This window comes from Devosia sp. P2_G7 (assembly GCF_056403495.1).
The window spans coordinates 248,208-266,592 of sequence record NZ_JBFUFI010000001.1 but is presented as its reverse complement, the minus strand read 5'-3'; the positions used below and the strand labels follow the sequence as shown (position 1 = coordinate 266,592).

17 protein-coding genes are annotated in these 18,385 nt (G+C 64.7%); 5 read left to right on the top strand and 12 right to left on the bottom strand.

Going from position 1 to position 18,385, the window contains the following annotated elements; all coding sequences use genetic code 11:
• Window positions 1–29: 29 nt before the first annotated feature.
• Window positions 30–1,058 (top strand): LacI family DNA-binding transcriptional regulator, encoded by a 1,029-nt coding sequence (locus tag AC1DWU_RS01385; RefSeq protein ID WP_477148163.1) that lies wholly within the window; start codon window positions 30–32, stop codon window positions 1,056–1,058.
• A gap of 574 nt (window positions 1,059–1,632) precedes the next feature.
• On the opposite strand, the gene AC1DWU_RS01380 is transcribed toward AC1DWU_RS01385, so the two are convergent.
• From AC1DWU_RS01380 to AC1DWU_RS01355, 6 genes are all read right to left on the bottom strand, one after another.
• Window positions 1,633–2,013, bottom strand: a complete 381-nt coding sequence (locus AC1DWU_RS01380; RefSeq protein WP_477148162.1) for a cupin domain-containing protein — start codon at window positions 2,011–2,013, stop codon at window positions 1,633–1,635.
• Window positions 2,014–2,031: 18 nt separating this feature from the next.
• Window positions 2,032–3,123: a Gfo/Idh/MocA family protein gene (locus tag AC1DWU_RS01375; protein ID WP_477148161.1), complete on the bottom strand. Its 1,092-nt coding sequence runs from the start codon at window positions 3,121–3,123 to the stop codon at window positions 2,032–2,034.
• Window positions 3,124–3,126: 3 nt separating this feature from the next.
• Window positions 3,127–3,954: a carbohydrate ABC transporter permease gene (locus AC1DWU_RS01370; protein WP_477148160.1), complete on the bottom strand. Its 828-nt coding sequence runs from the start codon at window positions 3,952–3,954 to the stop codon at window positions 3,127–3,129.
• The gene (locus AC1DWU_RS01365; RefSeq protein WP_477148159.1) at window positions 3,951–4,850 is read right to left on the bottom strand and encodes a carbohydrate ABC transporter permease; all 900 of its coding nucleotides are present in this window, start codon (window positions 4,848–4,850) and stop codon (window positions 3,951–3,953) included. Before AC1DWU_RS01365 ends, AC1DWU_RS01370 begins: the two co-directional genes overlap by 4 nt.
• Before the next feature lie 210 nt (window positions 4,851–5,060).
• Complete coding sequence (locus AC1DWU_RS01360; RefSeq protein WP_477148158.1) at window positions 5,061–6,314, bottom strand: ABC transporter substrate-binding protein; 1,254 nt, start codon at window positions 6,312–6,314, stop codon at window positions 5,061–5,063.
• A gap of 71 nt (window positions 6,315–6,385) precedes the next feature.
• The gene (locus tag AC1DWU_RS01355) at window positions 6,386–7,054 is read right to left on the bottom strand and encodes a GntR family transcriptional regulator (RefSeq protein WP_477148157.1); all 669 of its coding nucleotides are present in this window, start codon (window positions 7,052–7,054) and stop codon (window positions 6,386–6,388) included.
• Between the two features lie 154 nt (window positions 7,055–7,208).
• On the opposite strand from AC1DWU_RS01355, the gene AC1DWU_RS01350 reads away from it, so the two are divergent.
• Window positions 7,209–8,408, top strand: a complete 1,200-nt coding sequence (locus AC1DWU_RS01350; RefSeq protein WP_477148156.1) for a Tm-1-like ATP-binding domain-containing protein — start codon at window positions 7,209–7,211, stop codon at window positions 8,406–8,408.
• A gap of 9 nt (window positions 8,409–8,417) precedes the next feature.
• Window positions 8,418–9,251 carry a phosphoenolpyruvate hydrolase family protein gene (locus AC1DWU_RS01345; protein ID WP_477148155.1) on the top strand — a complete coding sequence of 278 codons (834 nt, stop codon included), beginning with the start codon at window positions 8,418–8,420 and terminating at the stop codon, window positions 9,249–9,251.
• 605 nt (window positions 9,252–9,856) lie between these two features.
• On the opposite strand, the gene AC1DWU_RS01340 is transcribed toward AC1DWU_RS01345, so the two are convergent.
• Window positions 9,857–11,191, bottom strand: coding sequence for a dicarboxylate/amino acid:cation symporter (locus AC1DWU_RS01340; protein WP_477148154.1), 1,335 nt, complete (start codon window positions 11,189–11,191; stop codon window positions 9,857–9,859).
• Window positions 11,192–11,394: 203 nt separating this feature from the next.
• Between AC1DWU_RS01340 and AC1DWU_RS01335 the strand changes: the two genes are divergently transcribed.
• Window positions 11,395–12,450, top strand: coding sequence for a cache domain-containing protein (locus AC1DWU_RS01335; RefSeq protein WP_477148153.1), 1,056 nt, complete (start codon window positions 11,395–11,397; stop codon window positions 12,448–12,450).
• On the opposite strand, the gene AC1DWU_RS01330 is transcribed toward AC1DWU_RS01335, so the two are convergent.
• The 5 genes from AC1DWU_RS01330 to AC1DWU_RS01310 form a co-directional block, all read right to left on the bottom strand.
• Window positions 12,384–12,983, bottom strand: a complete 600-nt coding sequence (locus tag AC1DWU_RS01330; protein WP_477148152.1) for a TIM barrel protein — start codon at window positions 12,981–12,983, stop codon at window positions 12,384–12,386. The genes AC1DWU_RS01335 and AC1DWU_RS01330 overlap by 67 nt on opposite strands.
• Window positions 12,980–13,906 (bottom strand): sugar phosphate isomerase/epimerase family protein, encoded by a 927-nt coding sequence (locus AC1DWU_RS01325; RefSeq protein WP_477148151.1) that lies wholly within the window; start codon window positions 13,904–13,906, stop codon window positions 12,980–12,982. Before AC1DWU_RS01325 ends, AC1DWU_RS01330 begins: the two co-directional genes overlap by 4 nt.
• A 47-nt stretch (window positions 13,907–13,953) precedes the next feature.
• Entirely contained in the window at window positions 13,954–14,784 is an 831-nt protein-coding gene (locus AC1DWU_RS01320; RefSeq protein WP_477148150.1) for a carbohydrate ABC transporter permease, read from the bottom strand.
• Window positions 14,781–15,605 (bottom strand): carbohydrate ABC transporter permease, encoded by an 825-nt coding sequence (locus AC1DWU_RS01315; protein WP_477148149.1) that lies wholly within the window; start codon window positions 15,603–15,605, stop codon window positions 14,781–14,783. The genes AC1DWU_RS01320 and AC1DWU_RS01315 overlap by 4 nt, the downstream gene beginning before the upstream one ends.
• 174 nt (window positions 15,606–15,779) lie before the next feature.
• Entirely contained in the window at window positions 15,780–17,045 is a 1,266-nt protein-coding gene (locus AC1DWU_RS01310; protein ID WP_477148148.1) for an extracellular solute-binding protein, read from the bottom strand.
• A 253-nt stretch (window positions 17,046–17,298) separates the two neighbouring features.
• On the opposite strand from AC1DWU_RS01310, the gene AC1DWU_RS01305 reads away from it, so the two are divergent.
• Complete coding sequence (locus AC1DWU_RS01305; RefSeq protein ID WP_477148147.1) at window positions 17,299–18,351, top strand: LacI family DNA-binding transcriptional regulator; 1,053 nt, start codon at window positions 17,299–17,301, stop codon at window positions 18,349–18,351.
• The last annotated feature ends 34 nt before the right edge of the window (window positions 18,352–18,385 follow it).

Sequence of the window (18,385 nt, the reverse complement as noted above, 5' to 3'; positions counted from 1 at the left end):
TCAATGATACGAAATGACACGAGATCGACGTGGCGCGCCCGACAATTCGTGACCTCGCTGAAGCAGCAGGGGTGTCCATCTCCACGGTGAACCGGGTGCTGGCCGGCGCCGAAAACGTCCGCGACGCCACCATGAGGCAGGTCCGCGACGCGGCAGAGCGGATCGGCTTCTACGGGCTGGGGACCATTCAATCGAGCGTCGCCGCGCGTCGGGCCAAGCACCGCTTCGGCTTCCTGTTGCTGCAGCCAACCCGCCTCTTCTACAGGAACGTGGCGGCTGCCCTGGAGGCGGCCGCGCGAGGCCTCGAGGGCCACGACATCGAACTCGAGATCGAGTTTGCCGAAGACCTGGCGCCACAAACCACGGCGTCCAAACTGCTCGCACTGGGGCAGACCTGCGACGCGATCGGGGTCGTGGCGCCGGTGCACGCCCTGGTCGCCGGCGCCATCGGCGAACTGGAGCAGCGGGGGGTGCCGGTCTTCGCGCTGATCTCGCAGAGCTCACCCACCGGTCAGCTGCGCTATGTCGGGCTGGACAACTGGAAGGTGGGCCGGACGGCGGCCTGGGCGGTCGCCCATGCGTGCAAGGAGCCGGGCAAGGTCGCGATCCTCGTCGGCAGTCACCGATTCCGCAGCCAGGAAATGAACGAAAGCGGCTTCCGCTCATACTTCCGCGAGCATGCCCCCCACTTCACCGTTCTCGAGGCGCTCTCGACCTTCGAGACGAGCAGCGTGTCGCAGGAGATCACCGAGAAGCTCCTGTACCAGCACCCCGACCTCGCCGCCATCTACGTGGCCGGCGGCGGCATCACCGGAGTGCTGTCGGCGCTACGCAACGCCGACAAGGCGGGCGAGATCGTCATCATCGCCCACGACCTGATGGACGTGACGCGCACGGCGCTGCTCGATCATTCGGTGACCGTGGTGCTGGCCCATCCATTGGAGCGCCTCGCGACCGAGATCGTCTCGAACATGGTGCGCGCGACATCAAACCTGGAGGACTCTCGCAACCAGACAAGCATCCTGCCCTTTGATATTTTCACGTCAGAGAATGTGTAGCCGCGCGACCTTCGAGCGCTGCTTGGAACTTGGGGAATCTGAGACGGACCCCATTCCGGGTGGGGAGATCCAGTCAGCGGGTGCCTAAACGCCAGCGTCCGCCTTGGGCCAAGAGCGGTCATCTTGCGACATCCCCAAGCCCGTCGGAAACGGCTGTGATGCTAAGATTATCACTCTCTAACAGGCATTTAGCGAGATTGTGTCGGAAATTCCCTCGACATTTCCGAGGGTTGGCGGGGCAATTCCATCGAGGTTTCGAGCCCCTCTCTCCCCGCCACTAACTCATTGATATTACTGGTTTTTATGGTCTCCGGCAGGTGCCTCGGCTAACCCTCGGGAAGGGCGTTTCTATTCGCCCTGGCGGTCGTGCGAACCCAACTGGAGACCGCTAGTTCGCCGCCTGAATTCGCGATGCGGTCGGGCCATTCTCCAGTGGCCAGTTTCGCACTTGGCATTAGGGCGCTTCATTCCATCGCCAGTTCGCTGGCCGATTTGATGGCAGCCAGCTAGACATTAGGTGCACTCGTCAGAAATGCTGGAACGACCGCTTCTGGCCCAAAGCGGACGTTTCCGCTCACGCTACCCCACCGCCTTCGTGGTCCACCGCCTGGCGCTTGCCCGTCGAGAACATGATCAGCGCGAATACCGGCTCGGTGCCGATCGCCCGGGCCCAGTGGCGGACATCGCGCGGGATGCGGATGATGTCGCCGGCGCCGAGCATCACGGTGTCCTCACCCAGCCGGTGCTCGCATGAGCCGGAGACGACGTAGAGGAACTCCTCGCAGTTCGGGTGCGAGTGTAGCGGGTTGCGCTCGCCCGGCTTGATGAAACAGGTGCCGAAGGTCATCTCGGTCCCTGCCATCGATTGGTCGGTGATCTTCCAGTTGAGCTCGCCCCAGCTGGTACTGACCCGCTCACCATCCTCAGCGCGGGAAACGAATGTCTCGATCGTCATCAAAATTGGTCCTCGCGCTCAAATGGCGGCCGACACGCCGTGGGGCGTTGCGGCGTAAAAGTCGTACAGCTTCATGATCTCGAGCGCGGTCTGTAGCGTGCCCTTGGTGATGATCCGCCCCTCCAGCACCGCCTCGCAGAAGTGCAGCACCTCCGGCACGTAGCCGAGCGTGAACATGTTGCTGTTGTAGAGTTGGCCGAGCGAGAACTCGGGCTCGTACAGGACCGTGGCGCTCTCCTCGGGCTGGATCCAGCTCGACGCGCGGCCATAGCTGGGGAGCGCGGCCTTCCTGTAGTGCGTCAGCTTCACGCCGTTCTCGACCACGGCGTGGCTGCCCTCGCCGATCGCCTCGATGCGCTCGAGCGGGCCGGCCCAACTCTGGCCGGCGGTCATGTGGAGTGCGCCGACCCCGCCCGACTTGAAGCGGATGGAGGTGATGGTGGCGCCGTTGACCGGCTCCCACTCGAAGCTGGCGCGATCGATCTCCCCACCAAGGAAGTAGAGGATCGCGCCCGGGTGGTAGATGTGGTCGATGAAGTGCTGCATGGCGACCAGGTCGCCGCGTTTGTCGGGCGCCGGCAGGCCCTGCGGGTAGCGCACGGTGAGCGAGGTCAGCCGCCCGAACTCGGGGGCGGTGACGATATCCTTGAGCTTCTCGACGGCGGGGAAGAAGGTCTTCTTCAGCCCGGTCACGATGTTCCTGCCGGTGCGAGCCGAAACCGCGATCAGCTCCTCGACTTCCGCCCGGCTCGCCGCCGTCGGCTTTTCCATCCACACATGGGCGCCCGCCTCGACGCAGTCGCGTGCCAGTGCCGTCGCCCGCACGTGGCCGTCCTCGGTGTAGTTGGTGACGATGAAGACCACGTCCGGCTTCTCGGCCGTCAGCATCGCCTTGTGGTCGGTGTAGGTGCGCTCCGCCCCGAACACTTTCGCGAAACCCTCGGCCCGCTCCTCGGACAGATCGCAGATGGCCGCGAGATCGACCGGCGCGTAGCGGAAGGTCGGGTAGACGTTGCGGTAGGCGTGGCCACCGGCGCCGATGAAGCAGGCCTTGAGCCGCCGCTCGTACTCGAAATTGTAGCGGATCTCCCGCGGGACGTGGTGCGGCATAAATCAGCCTTTCAATGCGCCTTGCGTGAGGCCTTCGGTGAAGCGCCTCTGGGTCAGGATGTAGAGGAGGATCACCGGCAGGAAGGTGATCACGGTGCCCGAGAACACCAGCCGGAAATCGGTGGAATAGGTGGACGCGAAGCGGACGAGGCCGAGCGGCAGCGTCTGCACTTCGGAGCTGATCAGCACTACCAGCGGCAGGAAGAAATCGTTCCAGGTCGAGAGCGCCGAGATGATCACCAGCGCCTGCAGCGCCGGGGCGGCGAGGGGGAGCATCACCTTGCGCAGGATCTGGAAGTGGCTGGCGCCATCGATCCGGGCGGCTTCGACCAGTTCATCAGGCACCCCGGCAAAAAAGCTCCGCATCAGGAAGATGCCGAACGGGATGCCGTTGCTCACCTGCGCCAGCGTTATGCCGGCGAGCGAGTTGATCAGCCCCAGGTTGAACAGCACCTCGTAGAGCGGGATGACGATAGCCTGCACCGGGATCGTGAGCCCGATGATGACGAGGTAGAACACCCACTCCCGGCCGGGGAATTTCAGCTTGGCAAAGACATAGCCGGCGGGGGCGCAGGCTACGAGGGTGAGGGCGACGACGCCGGCGAGGTTCAGCAGGCTGTTGGCGAGGAGGTCGCCGAAGCCGCCGATCTGCCATGCGTCAACGTAGTTCTGCCACATGGCCTGCTTGGGCAGGGCGAAGGGGTTGGCCTGGCCGATCTCGGCTTCGCTCTTGAGGCTCGAAGCGAGCAGCCAGAGGAAGGGTCCGAGCACCAGGGCGAGGACGGGGAGCAGCGCTAGGGCCGCCGGCCATTCGGACTTGCGGTGGCTCATTTGGCGAACCTCGCGCGCCAGCGGTTGAAGGCGACGGTGATGCCGATGGCAAGCGCGCTCAGCAGCACGCAGAGCACTGCGGCAAGTCCATGATCCTGCATCGAAAAGGCCAGCCTGTAGATGTAAGTGGTGATGAGCTCGCTCTGGTAGAACGGGCCGCCATCGGTCATTACGAAGACGGTGGCGAAGCCCTTGAGGCCGTTGATCATGGCCAGGGAGACGACGAAGGTCATCACTTCGGCGAGGCCGGGGAGGGTGACGTGCCAGAGCTGCTGCCAGCCATTGGCGCCATCGATCTCGGCTGCTTCGTAGAGCGAATGATCGATGTTCTGCAGGCCCGCGATGAACAGGAGCATGTAGAGGCCAAAGCCCTGCCACGAGCTCGCGACGTTGACAGAGAAGAGGACGAGCAGCGGGTCGGACAGCCAGCCTTGCGTGAGCGCGCCGAGCCCGATCTGCTCGAGGCCGGTGTTCAGCAGGCCATAGAACGGGTCGTAGATATTGGCCCAGATGACGCCGACGACCGCCAGCGAGACGAGGTGGGGCAGGAAGAAGGCGGTGCGGAAGAACACGCGGGTCAGCCTCAGCCGGCTGATCAGCAGGGCGAGGACGAGACCCAGCCCGCCGGCCATCAGCAGGTGCCCGAGCAGCCACTGGAAGGTGTGGACGAGGCTTTGCCAGACGATCGGATCGACGGCAGCGCGGCCGTAGTTGGCAAAACCGACGAAGTTGGCCTCGGTGTTGAGGCCGCGGGAGTCGGTGAAGCTCAGCCAGAACGTGGCGAGGATCGGGAGCAGGCTGAACAGGGCGTAGACGGCGAGGGCAGGAAGCAGGAGCGGGATCGCGGAGGCGAGGGCCTCGCGGTGGGTGCGGCGGGACCTGATCGTGGCGCCCATCGGCGCGTCTCCGACTCTCTCAGCAGTGGTGGCTAGTCTGGTCATTTTTAGAAGTCTCGTTGAGACAGACGGCCCCCTCCTGACCTCCCCCATCATGGGGGAGGTGAAGAGGCGAGGGTGTAGCGCGATCGTGCCACACGAACCGGTGAGGCACCTCCCCCATCATGGGGGAGGATGGGAGGGGGCCGTCTGCTCCGGCCAGCACTAGCCCTACTGCACCTCGGCCATCTTGGCCTCGATCTGCGCCATGGCGTCCTCGCCGGTGATCTGGGCGCTGATGATGCCCTGGATCACCTGGAAGTAGGTGTCCACCACACCGGCCGGCAGGTAGACGCTTGGATTGTAGCCCACGCCATTGGCCGCGGCGGCAAAGATGTCGCCGAGGATCGCGGTCGGCGGGTTCACGCCGTCGAGGGCACGCGGGTAGATCATGGTGCTCGCCGCATTCTCGGCCCGCTTCTTCATCACCGCGTCCGAGAGGATGAAGTCGATCCACTTCATCGCCAGTTCCGGCTGCTTGGAATTGGCGGGAACCAGCCAGCTCCAGCCGACGCCACCGGTCGGCTTGCCCGGCCCGAGGTCCGACGGCATCGGCGAATAGCCGGCATTGGCGAGGTCGTACTCAGCCTTGCGGGCGTTGGCGGTGAACCAGGGGCCGGCGACGAACATGGCCGCCCGCTTGTTGAACCATAGCCGCGCTGCGCCATCGAGATCGAGCGCCGCCATTTCCTTGTCGATATAGCCCTTGTCGACCAGCTCGCGCAGCCGCGCCGCGCCAGTGACCATGGACGGGTCGGTCCAGCTGAGTTCGCCCGAAACCGCTTTGCCGACAGCCTCGCTGCCGCTCGCCGACTGCAGCATGTTGCCGAAGAGGTGCCCGGCGCTGCCGGCCGTCCGTGGCCCGATGGCGATCGGCATGATGCCCTTGTCCTTGATCTTTCCGAGCAGATCGAGGAACTCGGCATAGGTCGCGGGCATGGTCCAGCCGTTCTCGGCGAACATGTCCTTGTGGTACCAGACCGCCAGCGCATCGAGCCCATCCGGCACTTCGTAGATTTCGCCGCCGCGCTGCCGCTTCAGCTCTTCGTAGAGCCAGGGGTAGATCTGCTTGTCCCAGCCGCGCTCGGTATAGGCGGCGGTGAGCGGGGATACGAGCTGGGCGTCGACCACCGTGGTCACCCGCGCGATACCCGAATTGGTGAGGATCACGTCCGGCCCGGCATTGGACTGGATCGCGGCCTGCACCGCGCCGTTCGAAATCGTGCCGGTGGGCGGCATGAACTCGACGGTGACGCCGGGATTGGCGGCTTCGAACTCGGCCCTGAGGCCGTTCCACAGTCCCGCGACGAGCGGTTCGGTGATCTGCTCGGGGCCCCACATGACGAGCTTCTGAGCCTGGGCTCCGCTTGCCAATCCGGCGACCGCGAGGGCGGCGGCCGAGGCCAATAGGGTACGTCTCAACATGGTGGTCCTCCTCATTGGGCGCGCCGGTTGACCGGCGTCGTCTTGGTTCGCGGAATACCCGCGGATATGGCCTAGCGTTTGGCCGGTTTGGGGTCCTCGAAGCGTGCCAGCACGGTGCGCTGGACGTCGGAAATGTGGGCGTGCATCAGCTTGACGGCGGCCTTGATGTCGCGCTTGCGGAAGGCGGCGAGGATGTCGTCGCGCTCCTTTGCGGCGTCCTCGGCGAAGGTGTGGCTCTCGTTGGCGATGGTGCGGCCGATCTGGATCTGCAGCGCCAGCCGGCTCAGCGTCTCGATCAGCGCTGCATTGCCGGACAGCTCGGCGATGGTCTCGTGGAACTCGCGGTCGGCGAGGCCGTAGGCCACCATGTCATCGGCCTTTAGTGCGGCGACGGCCTCGTCGAGGATGCGCTCGAAATTGGCGATGTGCCGGTCGCTCATCTGCGGCACGGCAAGTTCGACGGCGAAGCACTCGAGGGTCTTTCGGAGTTCGTAGAGGTCCTCGGTTTCCCTCCTGGTGAAGCTGCGCACGAAGAAGCCCCGATACGGCTTGATCTCGATCAGCCCCTCTTTGCTCAGCGTGCCCAGCGCCTCGCGGAACGGCGTGCGGCTTACCTGCAGCTTCTCGGTCAGCGCCTTCTCGTCGAGCGGCGCGCCCGAGGGCAGTTCGCCCGAAACGATCATCCGCACGATCTCCTCGTAGATGCGTTCGCGCAGCGTCAGGTGGCGAATTTCGTTCATTGCTGTTCCGTCGCGGCCTCGTTGTCCGATATGCATTTGTATACAATCACTGCAAGAATATACAATATGAAAAATGCACGCTATGCCTATTGCATACGAAGCAACGGCGGCAAGCCGCGCAAACAGGCCCGAAATGGTCGGAAAGAGGGAGGAAATGGCAAAGGTCTACGTGGTCGGAACCATGGACACGAAGGGGCCGGAGTTGCGCTACGCCGCCGAGCGGGTGCGTGCCGCGGGCGCCGAATCCGTGCTGGTCGATGTCGGCACGCAGGGTACGGGGACGGGCGCCGATGTGGCGGCCACCGTGGTCGCGACCCACCATCCGGAGGGGTCTGGGGCCGTGCTCGGCCTCACCGATCGCGGCAAGGCGGTCTCCGCCATGGCGAAGGCGCTGACCTGCTATCTCGCTGGTCGTACCGATATCGGTGCGGTGCTGGGCCTCGGCGGCACTGGCAACACCGCCCTCGTCACCGAGGCGATGCGTGCGCTCCCGATCGGCACTCCCAAGCTGATGGTCTCGACCGTCGCCTCGGGCAACACCGCGCCCTATGTCGGCCCCAACGACCTCACCATGATGTACTCGGTGGTCGACATCGCCGGGCTCAACGCCATCTCGCGCAAGGTCATCGGCAACGCCGCGCACGCCGCCGCTGGCATGGCGCTCACCGCCGCGCCAACCTCAGGCGCCGACAAGCCCGGCCTCGGCATGACCATGTTCGGCGTCACCACCCAATGCGTCACCATGGTCCGCGAGGCGATGGAGGCGACGCACGAGGTCTACACCTTCCATGCCACCGGCACCGGCGGGCAATCGATGGAAAAGCTCGCCGATTCCGGCCTCGTCGCTGGCCTCATCGACGTCACCACCACCGAGGTCCCCGACCTCCTCGTCGGCGGCGTGTTTCCGGCGACCGAAGACCGCTTCGGCTCGGTGATCCGCACCCGGCTCCCCTATGTCGGCTCGGTCGGCGCCGTCGACATGGTCAATTTCGGCGCCAGGGAAACCGTCCCGCCCCAGTTCCGCGACCGCAAGCTCCATGTCCACAACGCCCAGGTCACCTTGATGCGCACCACCCCCAACGAGAACCGCCAGATCGGCGAATTCATCGTCAGCTGCCTCAACCGCATGGCGGGGCCGGTGCGCTTCCTGCTGCCGCTCAAGGGCGTCTCGGCCATCGATGCCCCGGGCCAGCCGTTCCACGACCCGCAAGCCGACGCCGCCCTGTTCGATGCCATTCGCTCCGGCTGGCACGCCGCACCCAACCGCCAACTGGTCGAACTCGACCTCCACATCAACGATCCCAAGTTCGCCGCCGCGCTGGTGGCAAACTTCCATGAACTTTCCCCGTCCTAAGGCCAAACCATGACCAGACTTTCCCGCGAAGATATCCTCCTCAACCTGCGGAAGAAGATCGCCGCCGGCCGCCCCATCATCGGCGGCGGCGCCGGCACGGGGCTCAGCGCCAAAGCCGAGGAAGCCGGCGGCATCGACCTGATTGTGATATACAATTCAGGGCGTTACCGCATGGCCGGCCGCGGCTCCCTCGCCGGCCTCATGGCCTATGGCAACGCCAACGACATCGTCGTCGAGATGGCCCATGAAGTCCTCCCCGTGGTCCGCAAAACCCCGGTCCTCGCGGGCGTAAACGGCACCGACCCGTTTTTGATCCCCGACAAATTCCTCAACGAGTTGAAAGAGCTGGGCTTCGCCGGCATCCAGAATTTCCCGACCGTCGGCCTCATCGACGGCACCTTCCGCGCCAACCTCGACGAAACCGGCATGAGCTACGCGCTCGAGGTCGAGATCATCGATCGCGCCGCGAAAAAGGACATGCTGACAACGCCTTACGTCTTCTCCAGCGACGATGCCGTGGCCATGGCAAAGGCCGGCGCCGATATCATCGTCTGCCATCTCGGCCTCACCACCGGCGGCTCCATCGGCGCCGAAACCGCGCTCACCCTCGACGTTTGCATCGCAAAGATCGACGAGTGGTCCGCCGCCGCCCGTGCCGTGCGCGACGACATCATCATTCTCTGCCACGGCGGCCCGATCGCCATGCCCGAAGACGCAAGCTACGTTCTTGCCCGCACCCAAGCCTGCCACGGCTTCTACGGCGCGAGCTCGATGGAGCGGCTGCCGACAGAGCTTGCGATCGCCAGCCAGGTCGCGATGTTCACGACGCTCGGAGGCCGATGACCGCTAGTGGCGCAATGCGGACATAGGAGCCCACTGCCTGGAGGGAGGGACCAGTCGCGAACTGGTGTTGGAGCACGTCCGCGGCCAAGGTGCCAGAATGGTAAATAAGCCAGCGCGATCAATAACTTATAGAATGATTGCGCTGGAAATTCCTTAGACATTTCCGAGGGTTAGCAAGATCAACTCCATCGGCATTTCGAGCCCCTCCCTGTCCGCTATTAACTCCTTGATATTAATGGTGTTTTTGGCCTCGCGAGGGGTCGGAGGCTAACCCTCGGGAAGGTCGCGTCTATTTGCCCGGGCGGTCGCGCGAACCCAACTAGAGACGGCTAATTCGGAGCCCGAATTCGCGATGCAGTCGCGCCATTCTCTAATGGGCTATCTCGCACTTAGGGCGCTTTATTCCACCAAGCGGTTCGCTGGGCGACTCTATGGCAGCCAGTGGGACATTGCGCGCCCGTTACAAATGCAGGGACGACCGCTTCTGGTCCAAAGCGGAAGTACCGCGAGTATCGCGCCGATCTCCCGGTATCCGATGGGTCGCGGCGCGCGAGAGAATTTTCGAGGTCGCGGGCTAGCCGCGACCTCGAGTGTCAATTTGCGCACTACTCCGCCGGCACCGCGGTCGGCACGGTCGCGTAGTTGGGCTCACGCCTGCCTGACAGGGCTGGTGCGAGTTGCTCCTTGTCGAGTTCGTTCTCCCAGCGGGCGACGACGATGGTGGCGACGGCGTTGCCGATCAGGTTGGTCAGCGCCCGGCATTCCGACATGAAGCGATCGATCCCAAGGATCAGCGCCATCCCGGCGACGGGCACTGCCGGCACGACCGACAGAGTGGCCGCGAGCGTGATAAAGCCCGCCCCGGTTATCCCCGCCGCACCCTTCGAGCTCAGCATGGCAACCAGCAGCAGGATGATCTGATCACCCAGCGATAGATCGATGTTGGTCGCCTGGGCGATGAAGAGCGCCGCCAGCGTCATGTAGATGTTGGTGCCATCGAGGTTGAACGAATAGCCGGTCGGGATGACGAGGCCGACAACGGACTTCTTGCAGCCCGCCTTCTCCATCTTCTCCATCAGGCTCGGCAACGCGGCCTCGGAGGAACTGGTCCCGAGCACCAGCAACAGCTCTTCCTTGATGTAGCGGATGAGCGCGAGGATCGAGAAGCCGTTGAAGCGGGCAACGGCACCGAGGACGACGGCGACGAAGAGGAAGGCGGTCAGGTAGAAGGTGCCGACCAGCATGGCAAGGTTGGCGACCGAGCCGAGGCCGTATTTGCCGATGGTGAAGGCCATCGCGCCGAAGGCGCCGATCGGGGCGGCCTTCATCAGGATCGCAACCAGCTTGAAGATCGGCGTGGTGAGCGACTGCAGGATGTTGAGGACCGGCTCGCCCTTCTTGCCGACCAGCGCCAGCGCGACGCCGAACAGCACCGAGAAGAACAGGACCTGGAGGATGTTGCCATCCGCAAAGGCGCCGACGACGGTGGTCGGGATGATGCCCTGGAGGAAACCGACGATGGTCTGCTCATGGGCCTTCTCGGCATAGTCGGCCACCGCGGTGGCGTCGAGCGTGGCTGGATCGATGTTGAAGCCGGCGCCGGGCTGGACGACGTTGCCGACGATGAGGCCGATGATCAGCGCCAGGGTGGAGAAGACGAGGAAGTAGAGCATCGCCTTGCCGGCGACCTTGCCCACTTTCTTGAGGTCGCTCATCCCGGCAATGCCGGTTGTGACGGTGAGGAAGATGACCGGCGCGATGATCATCTTCACCAGCTTGATGAAGGCATCGCCCAACGGTTTCAGGCTGGCGCCGATATCGGGATAGAAATGCCCGAGTGCGATGCCGATGGCGATGGCGACGAGCACCTGGAAATAGAGGTGCCGGTAGAAGGGTAGCTTGCGGGGCAGGGCTGCTGCCCCCGTGTCTTCGATGATCATGGTCTCTCCTCCACGCTGATCAGTGCACGGCGCGTGCCGTGGTGCCGATGGAGATTGCAACCGGTGTGCCAACCAGGGTGATGCCGGCTAAGCGATTGCACGGACAAGAGAAATCAGGACCAGCGTGGAGCCGGAGATCGGTGTGTGCGGATGGCCGCACAGTTCGGCTTGCGCCGTGTGCGAAATTACGCACAATCAGGATCATGTCCGTACCTGCCTCGGCTCAAACGCTGGAGCTGCCGGCGCCCGCCCTTCGGCGGCGCGCGTGGCTGATCTATCTGGCGCTCGCCGCGGCGACCATCTTTGCCACCCTGTGGGTGGCCGGCGATTTTGGCCGGACGCAAAGCCTCGAGGCGCTGCGGCAGCGGGCTATTGCATCCGCCAGCCTCAATACGACCGTGCTGCGGGCAGAACTCGACAAGCAGCGGTCGATGCCGCTGGTCGTGTCACTCGCAGGCGACGTCGTGCAGGCGGTGCTATCGAAGGATGAGGCAGCGCTGACGGCGCTCAACCAGAAGCTAGAGGCGCTGAACGCCGGGGCCCGGGCGAGCGTCATCTATGTGCTCGACAGAGACGGGCTGACGCTGGCGGCGAGCAACTGGCGGAGCGCCGACAGCTTCGTGGGCAACACCTATCAGTTCAGGCCTTACTACCGCGATGCGATGGCCGCGGGGAGCGCTGAGCACTACGCGCTGGGAACGGTCAGCCGCCGGCCGGGGCTCTACATTGCCCGCCGCATCGACACACCCACGGGGCCGATCGGGGTGGCGGTGGTGAAGGTCGAGTTCGATGCGGTGGAGGCGGCGTGGGCGAGCGCGGGCGAGCCGATCTATGTGACGGATGCTCGAGGCATCGTCTTGGTGACCGGGGTGCCTGAATGGCGGTTCCGCACGGACACGCCGATCGGTGACCCGGAGGCGCAGCAGATCAGGGAGAGCCTGCTGTTCGGCAATGCCTCGTTGCTGCCGCTGCCGATCGAGCCGTTGCAAACGGACGGGCCGTTGCAGCCGGTTCGGGTCACCCTGCCGGATAATGGGCGGCCGGAGCCGTATCTGCAGATTGCTTCGCCGGTACCATCGACGGATTGGACGCTGCACCAGTTGGTGCCGGTTACTGCGGCGGCTGCTGCGGGCGAGGCCGGCGCCCGGGCCTGGGCGCTGCTGATCGTTGTGCCCGTGCTCGCACTCGCCGCCTATCTCATCTGGCGCAGCGGGGCGGCGGCGCGGCTTGCCGCCAACAACGCGGCGGTGCAGCGGTAGCGGTCATACAGGAACTTGACGTTCGGGCGGTCCGTTAGCCGAACCACGTCCAGGGCAGCGGCGGAATCCCGGAGCAGGGCGTTCGGTCCTTCGAACTGCCGGTTGACGACCTCGACCACCAGCTCGAGATTCGAGGCCGAAACGGCGTCCGAAGCCCTTGCGAGGACATCGGCCACGGCTTGCCGTTGGGAGGCGATGTCGCGGTCCGCAATGACATCTCCGGCCAGAACGACCAGCTTGGGCGTACCAAGATCGACTGCAACGGCAGCCGAGCGTTCGACGCGGGCGATGAACTCGTCGTGCGACTGTGGATCGGCGAGTTGGCACTTGTCGCGCCATGTTTCGACGCACAGCGTATGGAGCTCGGTGTTCGAGGCCCTCAACGCCCGCCGCAGTTCGGGCAGCGGCTTGTCCCGCCAGTCCCAGATCTCGACAGCGGGAAACCCGGCGTCCGCCGCGGCCCGCACCCGGTCGGGCACGCTACGCCCGCCCTCGGTGAACGCCGTTTCGATGCAGACGCTGAAGTCGATCACCCCCCGATCCCCTCGGCGAACGTCCGGCCGGCTCGCAGCGCGGTGACGGGGTCAGTCGCGGCATCGAGCTCGATGAGGACGATCTCGCTGCCGGGGGTCTCGAGCATGGCGTCGGACCACCCTTTCCAGTCGACAACTCCGTCGCCGAGCCCGCACATGAAGCGCTGCTGCTGGGCGTAGATCGTGTGGTCGATGACCATCTTCTCGCTGATTGGCCCCACCGCGTCTTTCCAGTGCGCCAGCGCAATGCGCTGCGCGTGGCGCCGGGCAACCGCAACCGGGTCACCGCCGCCAAGCGCGATGTGGCAGGAATCCGGGCACAGCCAGACATAGTTGGGATCGGTGAACGACATGAACAGGTCGATGTCGCGCTCGAGCCACAGCGAGCTGTTGGATTCGGTGTGGATGGCGAGCTTCACACCCAGCCGGCTGACGGCCTCGCCAACCGTGTGGGCGATTTCGGCCATCCGGGTCATGTAGGGCGCGTCGACGAAGAACGCCGGCCGCTCGCCGTAGGTCCGCCGCATCGGCAGGCCGGTGACCAGCATGTCGGCGCCGACCTCGACGAGGAACGCAGCCCGCCGCTCGGCGTCGGCCACGATCACCCCGAGATCATCCGCCGTGCGCCAGTTCGGCAAGCTGGGGTCGGCGATGAAGGAACTGACGACCGACAGGCCGCGGGTGTCGAGTTCCCGCTTGAACGCCGCCCCGCTTCCGAAGGTGCGGATGACGTTCTCGATGCTGCCGGGCGCGAAGGTCAGCTCGACCCCCGGGACACCCGTTTCCGCGAGGACTCCCAGCACGGTTTCCCAGAACTTGTCCGGGTTGCCCGCTACCCACTCCTGCAGCTCCGCGTCGGTGTTGAGGCCCCAGAACTGCGGATGGTAGAACGTGATGATGTCTGTGGCATAGCGACGGGACATTGAGGTCTCCAGATAAGGGCTATTTGGGATTATGGGGGTCGATCGGGCTACTTCAGCCCGGTCACGGCAATGCCGCGGACAAAGTACTTCTGCAGGAAAATGAACAGCAGCAGGACCGGCAGCAGGACGACAACGGCGCCGGCCAGCAGCAGGCCGTAATCCGTCGAGTTTGCCGCCTGCGAGGCGATCGAGAGACCGACCGGAAGGGTGTAGGTCTCCTCGCTCTGCGCTACGATCAGCGGCCAGAGGAAGTAGTTCCACGAGTTGAGGAAGGTGATGATGGCGACCGTCGCCACCGCCGGCCCCAGCAGGGGGAGGAAGATGCCGAAGAAGATGCGGAACTCGCCTGCCCCGTCGAGGCGCGCTGCTTCGAGGAGGTCGTCGGGAATGGAGTCAGCGAACTGCCGCATGATGAACACCGCGATCGGCATGACGGCGATTGGCAGCACCATGGCGGTGAGCGTGTTGACCAGCCCCAACTGCACGATGACGAAGAACTGCGGGACGAACAGCGCGACATACGGGATCATCATCGCCATTAGGACAGAGGCGAAGACGAGACGCCGGCCCTTGAAGGGCAGCTTCGCCAGTGCGTATCCGGCCATCGAGCTGAACAGCACGTTCGCGACCACGGTGAAGACCGAGACGATGAACGAGTTGCGCATGAAGGTGCCGAACTGGCGGTGCTCGAACAGTTCGATGAAGTTGTCGAAATTGCCGAAGTTCCTCGGCAGCCAGGCACCCGGCGCCGACATGATCTCGGCCTGGGACTTGAATGCCCCGAACATCACCCAGACAAAGGGGATCAGCGTGATAACGGCGACGACCGTCAGCAAGGCGTAGAGCAGCGGCGTAGCCAAATGAAGCTTCGGGGTCATGACCGGGCCCTCAACATGCGAAGCTGGATGATCCCGAGCACCACGATGATGGCGAGCATGACGTAAGCACCGGCCATGGCGTTGGCGATGTTGCCGAAGCCGAACTGCTCGTAGACCCACAGCGCCACCGACTTGGTCGCGCCGAGCGGGCCTCCCTTCGTCACGAGGTACGGCTCATCGAAGATGTTCATGTACGACACCGTCATCAGCACGCTGACCAGCAGCGTCGTCGGCTGCAGCAACGGCAATGTCATCGAGATGAGACGTCGCCAGGCGCCTGCGCCATCGAGGGCGGCGGCTTCGTATACGTCGGATGGAATGGACTGCAGCCCGGCGAGGAACAGCACCATGCAGGTGCCGATGTTGCGCCAGACGGCCAGCATCACCACGGTGGTGAACGCCATATTGGGGCTACCCAGCCAATTGGGGCCGGCGATGCCGATCGAGGCGAGGAACGAGTTGGCGGGTCCGTTCAGCGTGAACGCGTACTGCCAGATGACGGCCGCGGCGACGACGTTGGTGATCACCGGCAGGTAGAAGGCTGCGCGGTACGTGGCCCTGAGGCGCTTGATGCCGCTGTTGAGCGCCAGCGCCAGGGCTAACCCGATCAGCATGGTCAGCGGCACGCCGGTGAGCACGAACAGCCCGGTCGTCGCCAGGGACTGCAGGAACCCGGCATTGGTCAGTACGCGGACGAAGGTGCCCAACGCCACGAAGTCGACGTCGAATGGGTGCCGCATGTCGGCGACGCCGATATTGGTGAAGCTGTAGACGAGGGCAATCAGCGCGGGGACCGCGGTGAAGACCGCGAACGTCGCCATGAACGGCGCGATGAAGGTCCACGCGGTTGTTGTCTGCCATGGAGTCGGCCGGGGTGCTTTCCCCAACGTGCTGCTCAACTGAATTCCCCTTGAAGACGATGGCATCCCGTAGCGGGCGTCCGTGGAGCGCGATGGTCAGCGCTCCACGGCATGTTGCTAGTCCGAGGGAAGGGCCTAGTTGCCCACCCCGACCGACTCGGCGAAGGCCTGCGCGTCGTCCAGCACCTGCTGGGCAGTCGCCTGGCCGCGAGCGACCCGCTCCGTCTGCTGGCCGATATAGGTGCCGACCTGGCTCCAGGTGGGGACCTGCGGAATATCGACGGCCGTCTCGAGTGCCTTGCGCTCGGCATCGAGCAGCTTGTTGCCGGCGATTGCCGGATCATCCCAGGCGGCCTTCACCGAGGGCAGGCTGCCGAACAGCTTGTACCAGGCGATCTGCGTGGCCGGCTGCGTCAGGTAGCGGGCGAGCTTCCAGGCTGCGACCTGGTTCTTGCCGTCCTTGAGCACGGCGATGCTGCCCGAGCCGAGCGCCGAGGCGGTGCCCACCGGTCCGGCCGGCATTTCGGCTGTCGCGAGGTTCGCATCGACCCACTCACGGCCGTTGGCGTCGACCGCCCACTGCTCGAACCAGGGGCCGATGTCCTTGCTGGCGATCTCGCCCGAGGTGAACCACGGCACGGTGTCGAGGAACTTCGGGCCATCGGGAGACGCGAGGCCCTCGGAGAACAGCGAACCCCAGAACTCCAGCGCCTTGACGTTCTCGGCGGAGTTGATGGTCCACTTCGTCCCGTCGGCACTGATGAGGCTGCCGCCGTTCTGGTGGATGAATTCGTTGAGGCCCTGGGCGTTGTAGATGTCGTAGCCGACATCCATGCCGATGCCCCACTTGGAGCCCTGCGCCTGCATGGCCTTGGCGAAGGCCTTCAGTTCGTCCCAGGTCTTGGGAGCGCCAAGGCCGGCCTTTTTGGCCAGGTCTTTGCGGTACTGGAACATCGTTGCGTAGACGTCGACCGGGATGCCGTAGGCGACGCCGGCCTTCACGTTGGTGTTGTAGGCGTTGGTGAAGAAGTCGTCCGGATTGGCGACGCCGGCGGGCACCGGTGCGAAGGCACCCGTCGCCATGAGGCTCGCCTGGCTCTGCGAGTAGAGGCGAACGAGGTCGGGGACCGTGCCGGCGGCGATGGCGGTGAGGAGCTTGGCGTCGAACTGGTCCGACGGGATCTGCGTCACTTCAACTTTGACGCCGGGGTTCTGCGCCTCGAACTCGGCGAGGAAGCCGGGCATCTTCTCGCCTTCGGCGCCGCCGATCCAGACCTGGATCGTGCCCTCAGCAGGCGAATTGTCGATCACGTCCTCCCCTCGGCCGTAGCCGGTGAGAGCCAGCGCAGCCGCCGCCGATGTGGCGGTGAGGATGAGCGCGCGGCGGGTAAACCACTTCATAGGCATCATGCTTCCCTTTCTCGAACTGAGAGGAAATCGGCGCTTCGGAGGGGCCTTTCCCTGGCACTGGAAAAGTCTGCGAGTTGATCTTGCTGGGAAAGACAACCTACTTGGCAATCGATTGCCAACGCGATATTGATTGCATATGCTGTTTTGGTGCGCAAGCGCCTATTTTGCCCACTGAATAGGCAGCGGTAAGTGTTTGACGCCCTGAGAAAATTCCGGCGAAAAGAGGGACGAGGATGATTCAGCGATGACGAGAACATCGGATGATCGTGCGGCCGGTCCTTCGATCGCGGACGTGGCCCGAGAGGCCGGTGTCGCGACATCGACGGTCAGCCGCGCCTTGACCATGCCCGGCCGCATCGCCGAGCCCACCCGGCTCAAGGTCGAGGCGGCGGCCCGCAAGCTCGGCTACACCGCCAACCAGACGGCCCGGAGCCTCCGCGTCGGGCGGACCCGCACAATCATGATCGTGCTCCCCGAGGAGCTCTATATCGGTGCCTCGCAGACGGTCATCGAAGTGCTGCGGTCCGCCGGCAAGGCCCTGAAGGAGCGCGGTTTTTCCCTGCTCATCGCCAACGTGTCGCGCGAAGCCGAAACCGACGAACATATCCTCACCGTCGCCCTGGGCGGGACGGTATCCGGCGTGCTGCTGATGGCGAGCGCCATGCCCGGCGCCAATGGGCGAAGCCTCACCGATACGGGACTGCCGATCGTCTCGCTGCATTTCGACATGAGCGCCGAGGGCATCCCAAGCGTCGTCAGTAACGACCACGATGCCATCAGCGCCGCCGTGTCCGAGCTCATCGGGCTGGGGCACCGGGGCTTCCTCTATGTGCGCGGTCGCGAGGGCAACTACCACGATATCGAGCGCTTGCGCGGCGTGCGCACCGCACTCGCCACCCACGGGCTGCCGGAAGCGGCGCTGCAACTCTACCGGGGCGACTTCAACTTCGGCGGCGGCGTCAGGGCCGGGGCGCACTTCCTCGAACAGCCATCGAGCGAGCGGCCCAGCGCGATCGTCTGCGCCAACGATGACACGGCGATCGGCTTCATCAAGACCGTTGTCGATGGCGGCCTGCGGGTGCCGGACGACGTGTCGGTCATCGGCTTCGACGGCGCCGAGGTCGGAGCGTTCATGCTGCCGGCCCTCTCGACCATCCAGCAGGCCACCTCCGAGCTGGGCCAGCGTGCGGCCGACCTGGTGATGGACCTGGTCCTTGGCGAAACCGACCTCGAGCGCCGCATCGAGGTGCCTTGCTCGATCGTACTTCGCGAGAGCGTCAAGGCCGTCACGGCGTAGCGACCCGCACTGGTCGTCGCCTTTGTCCCCGCGC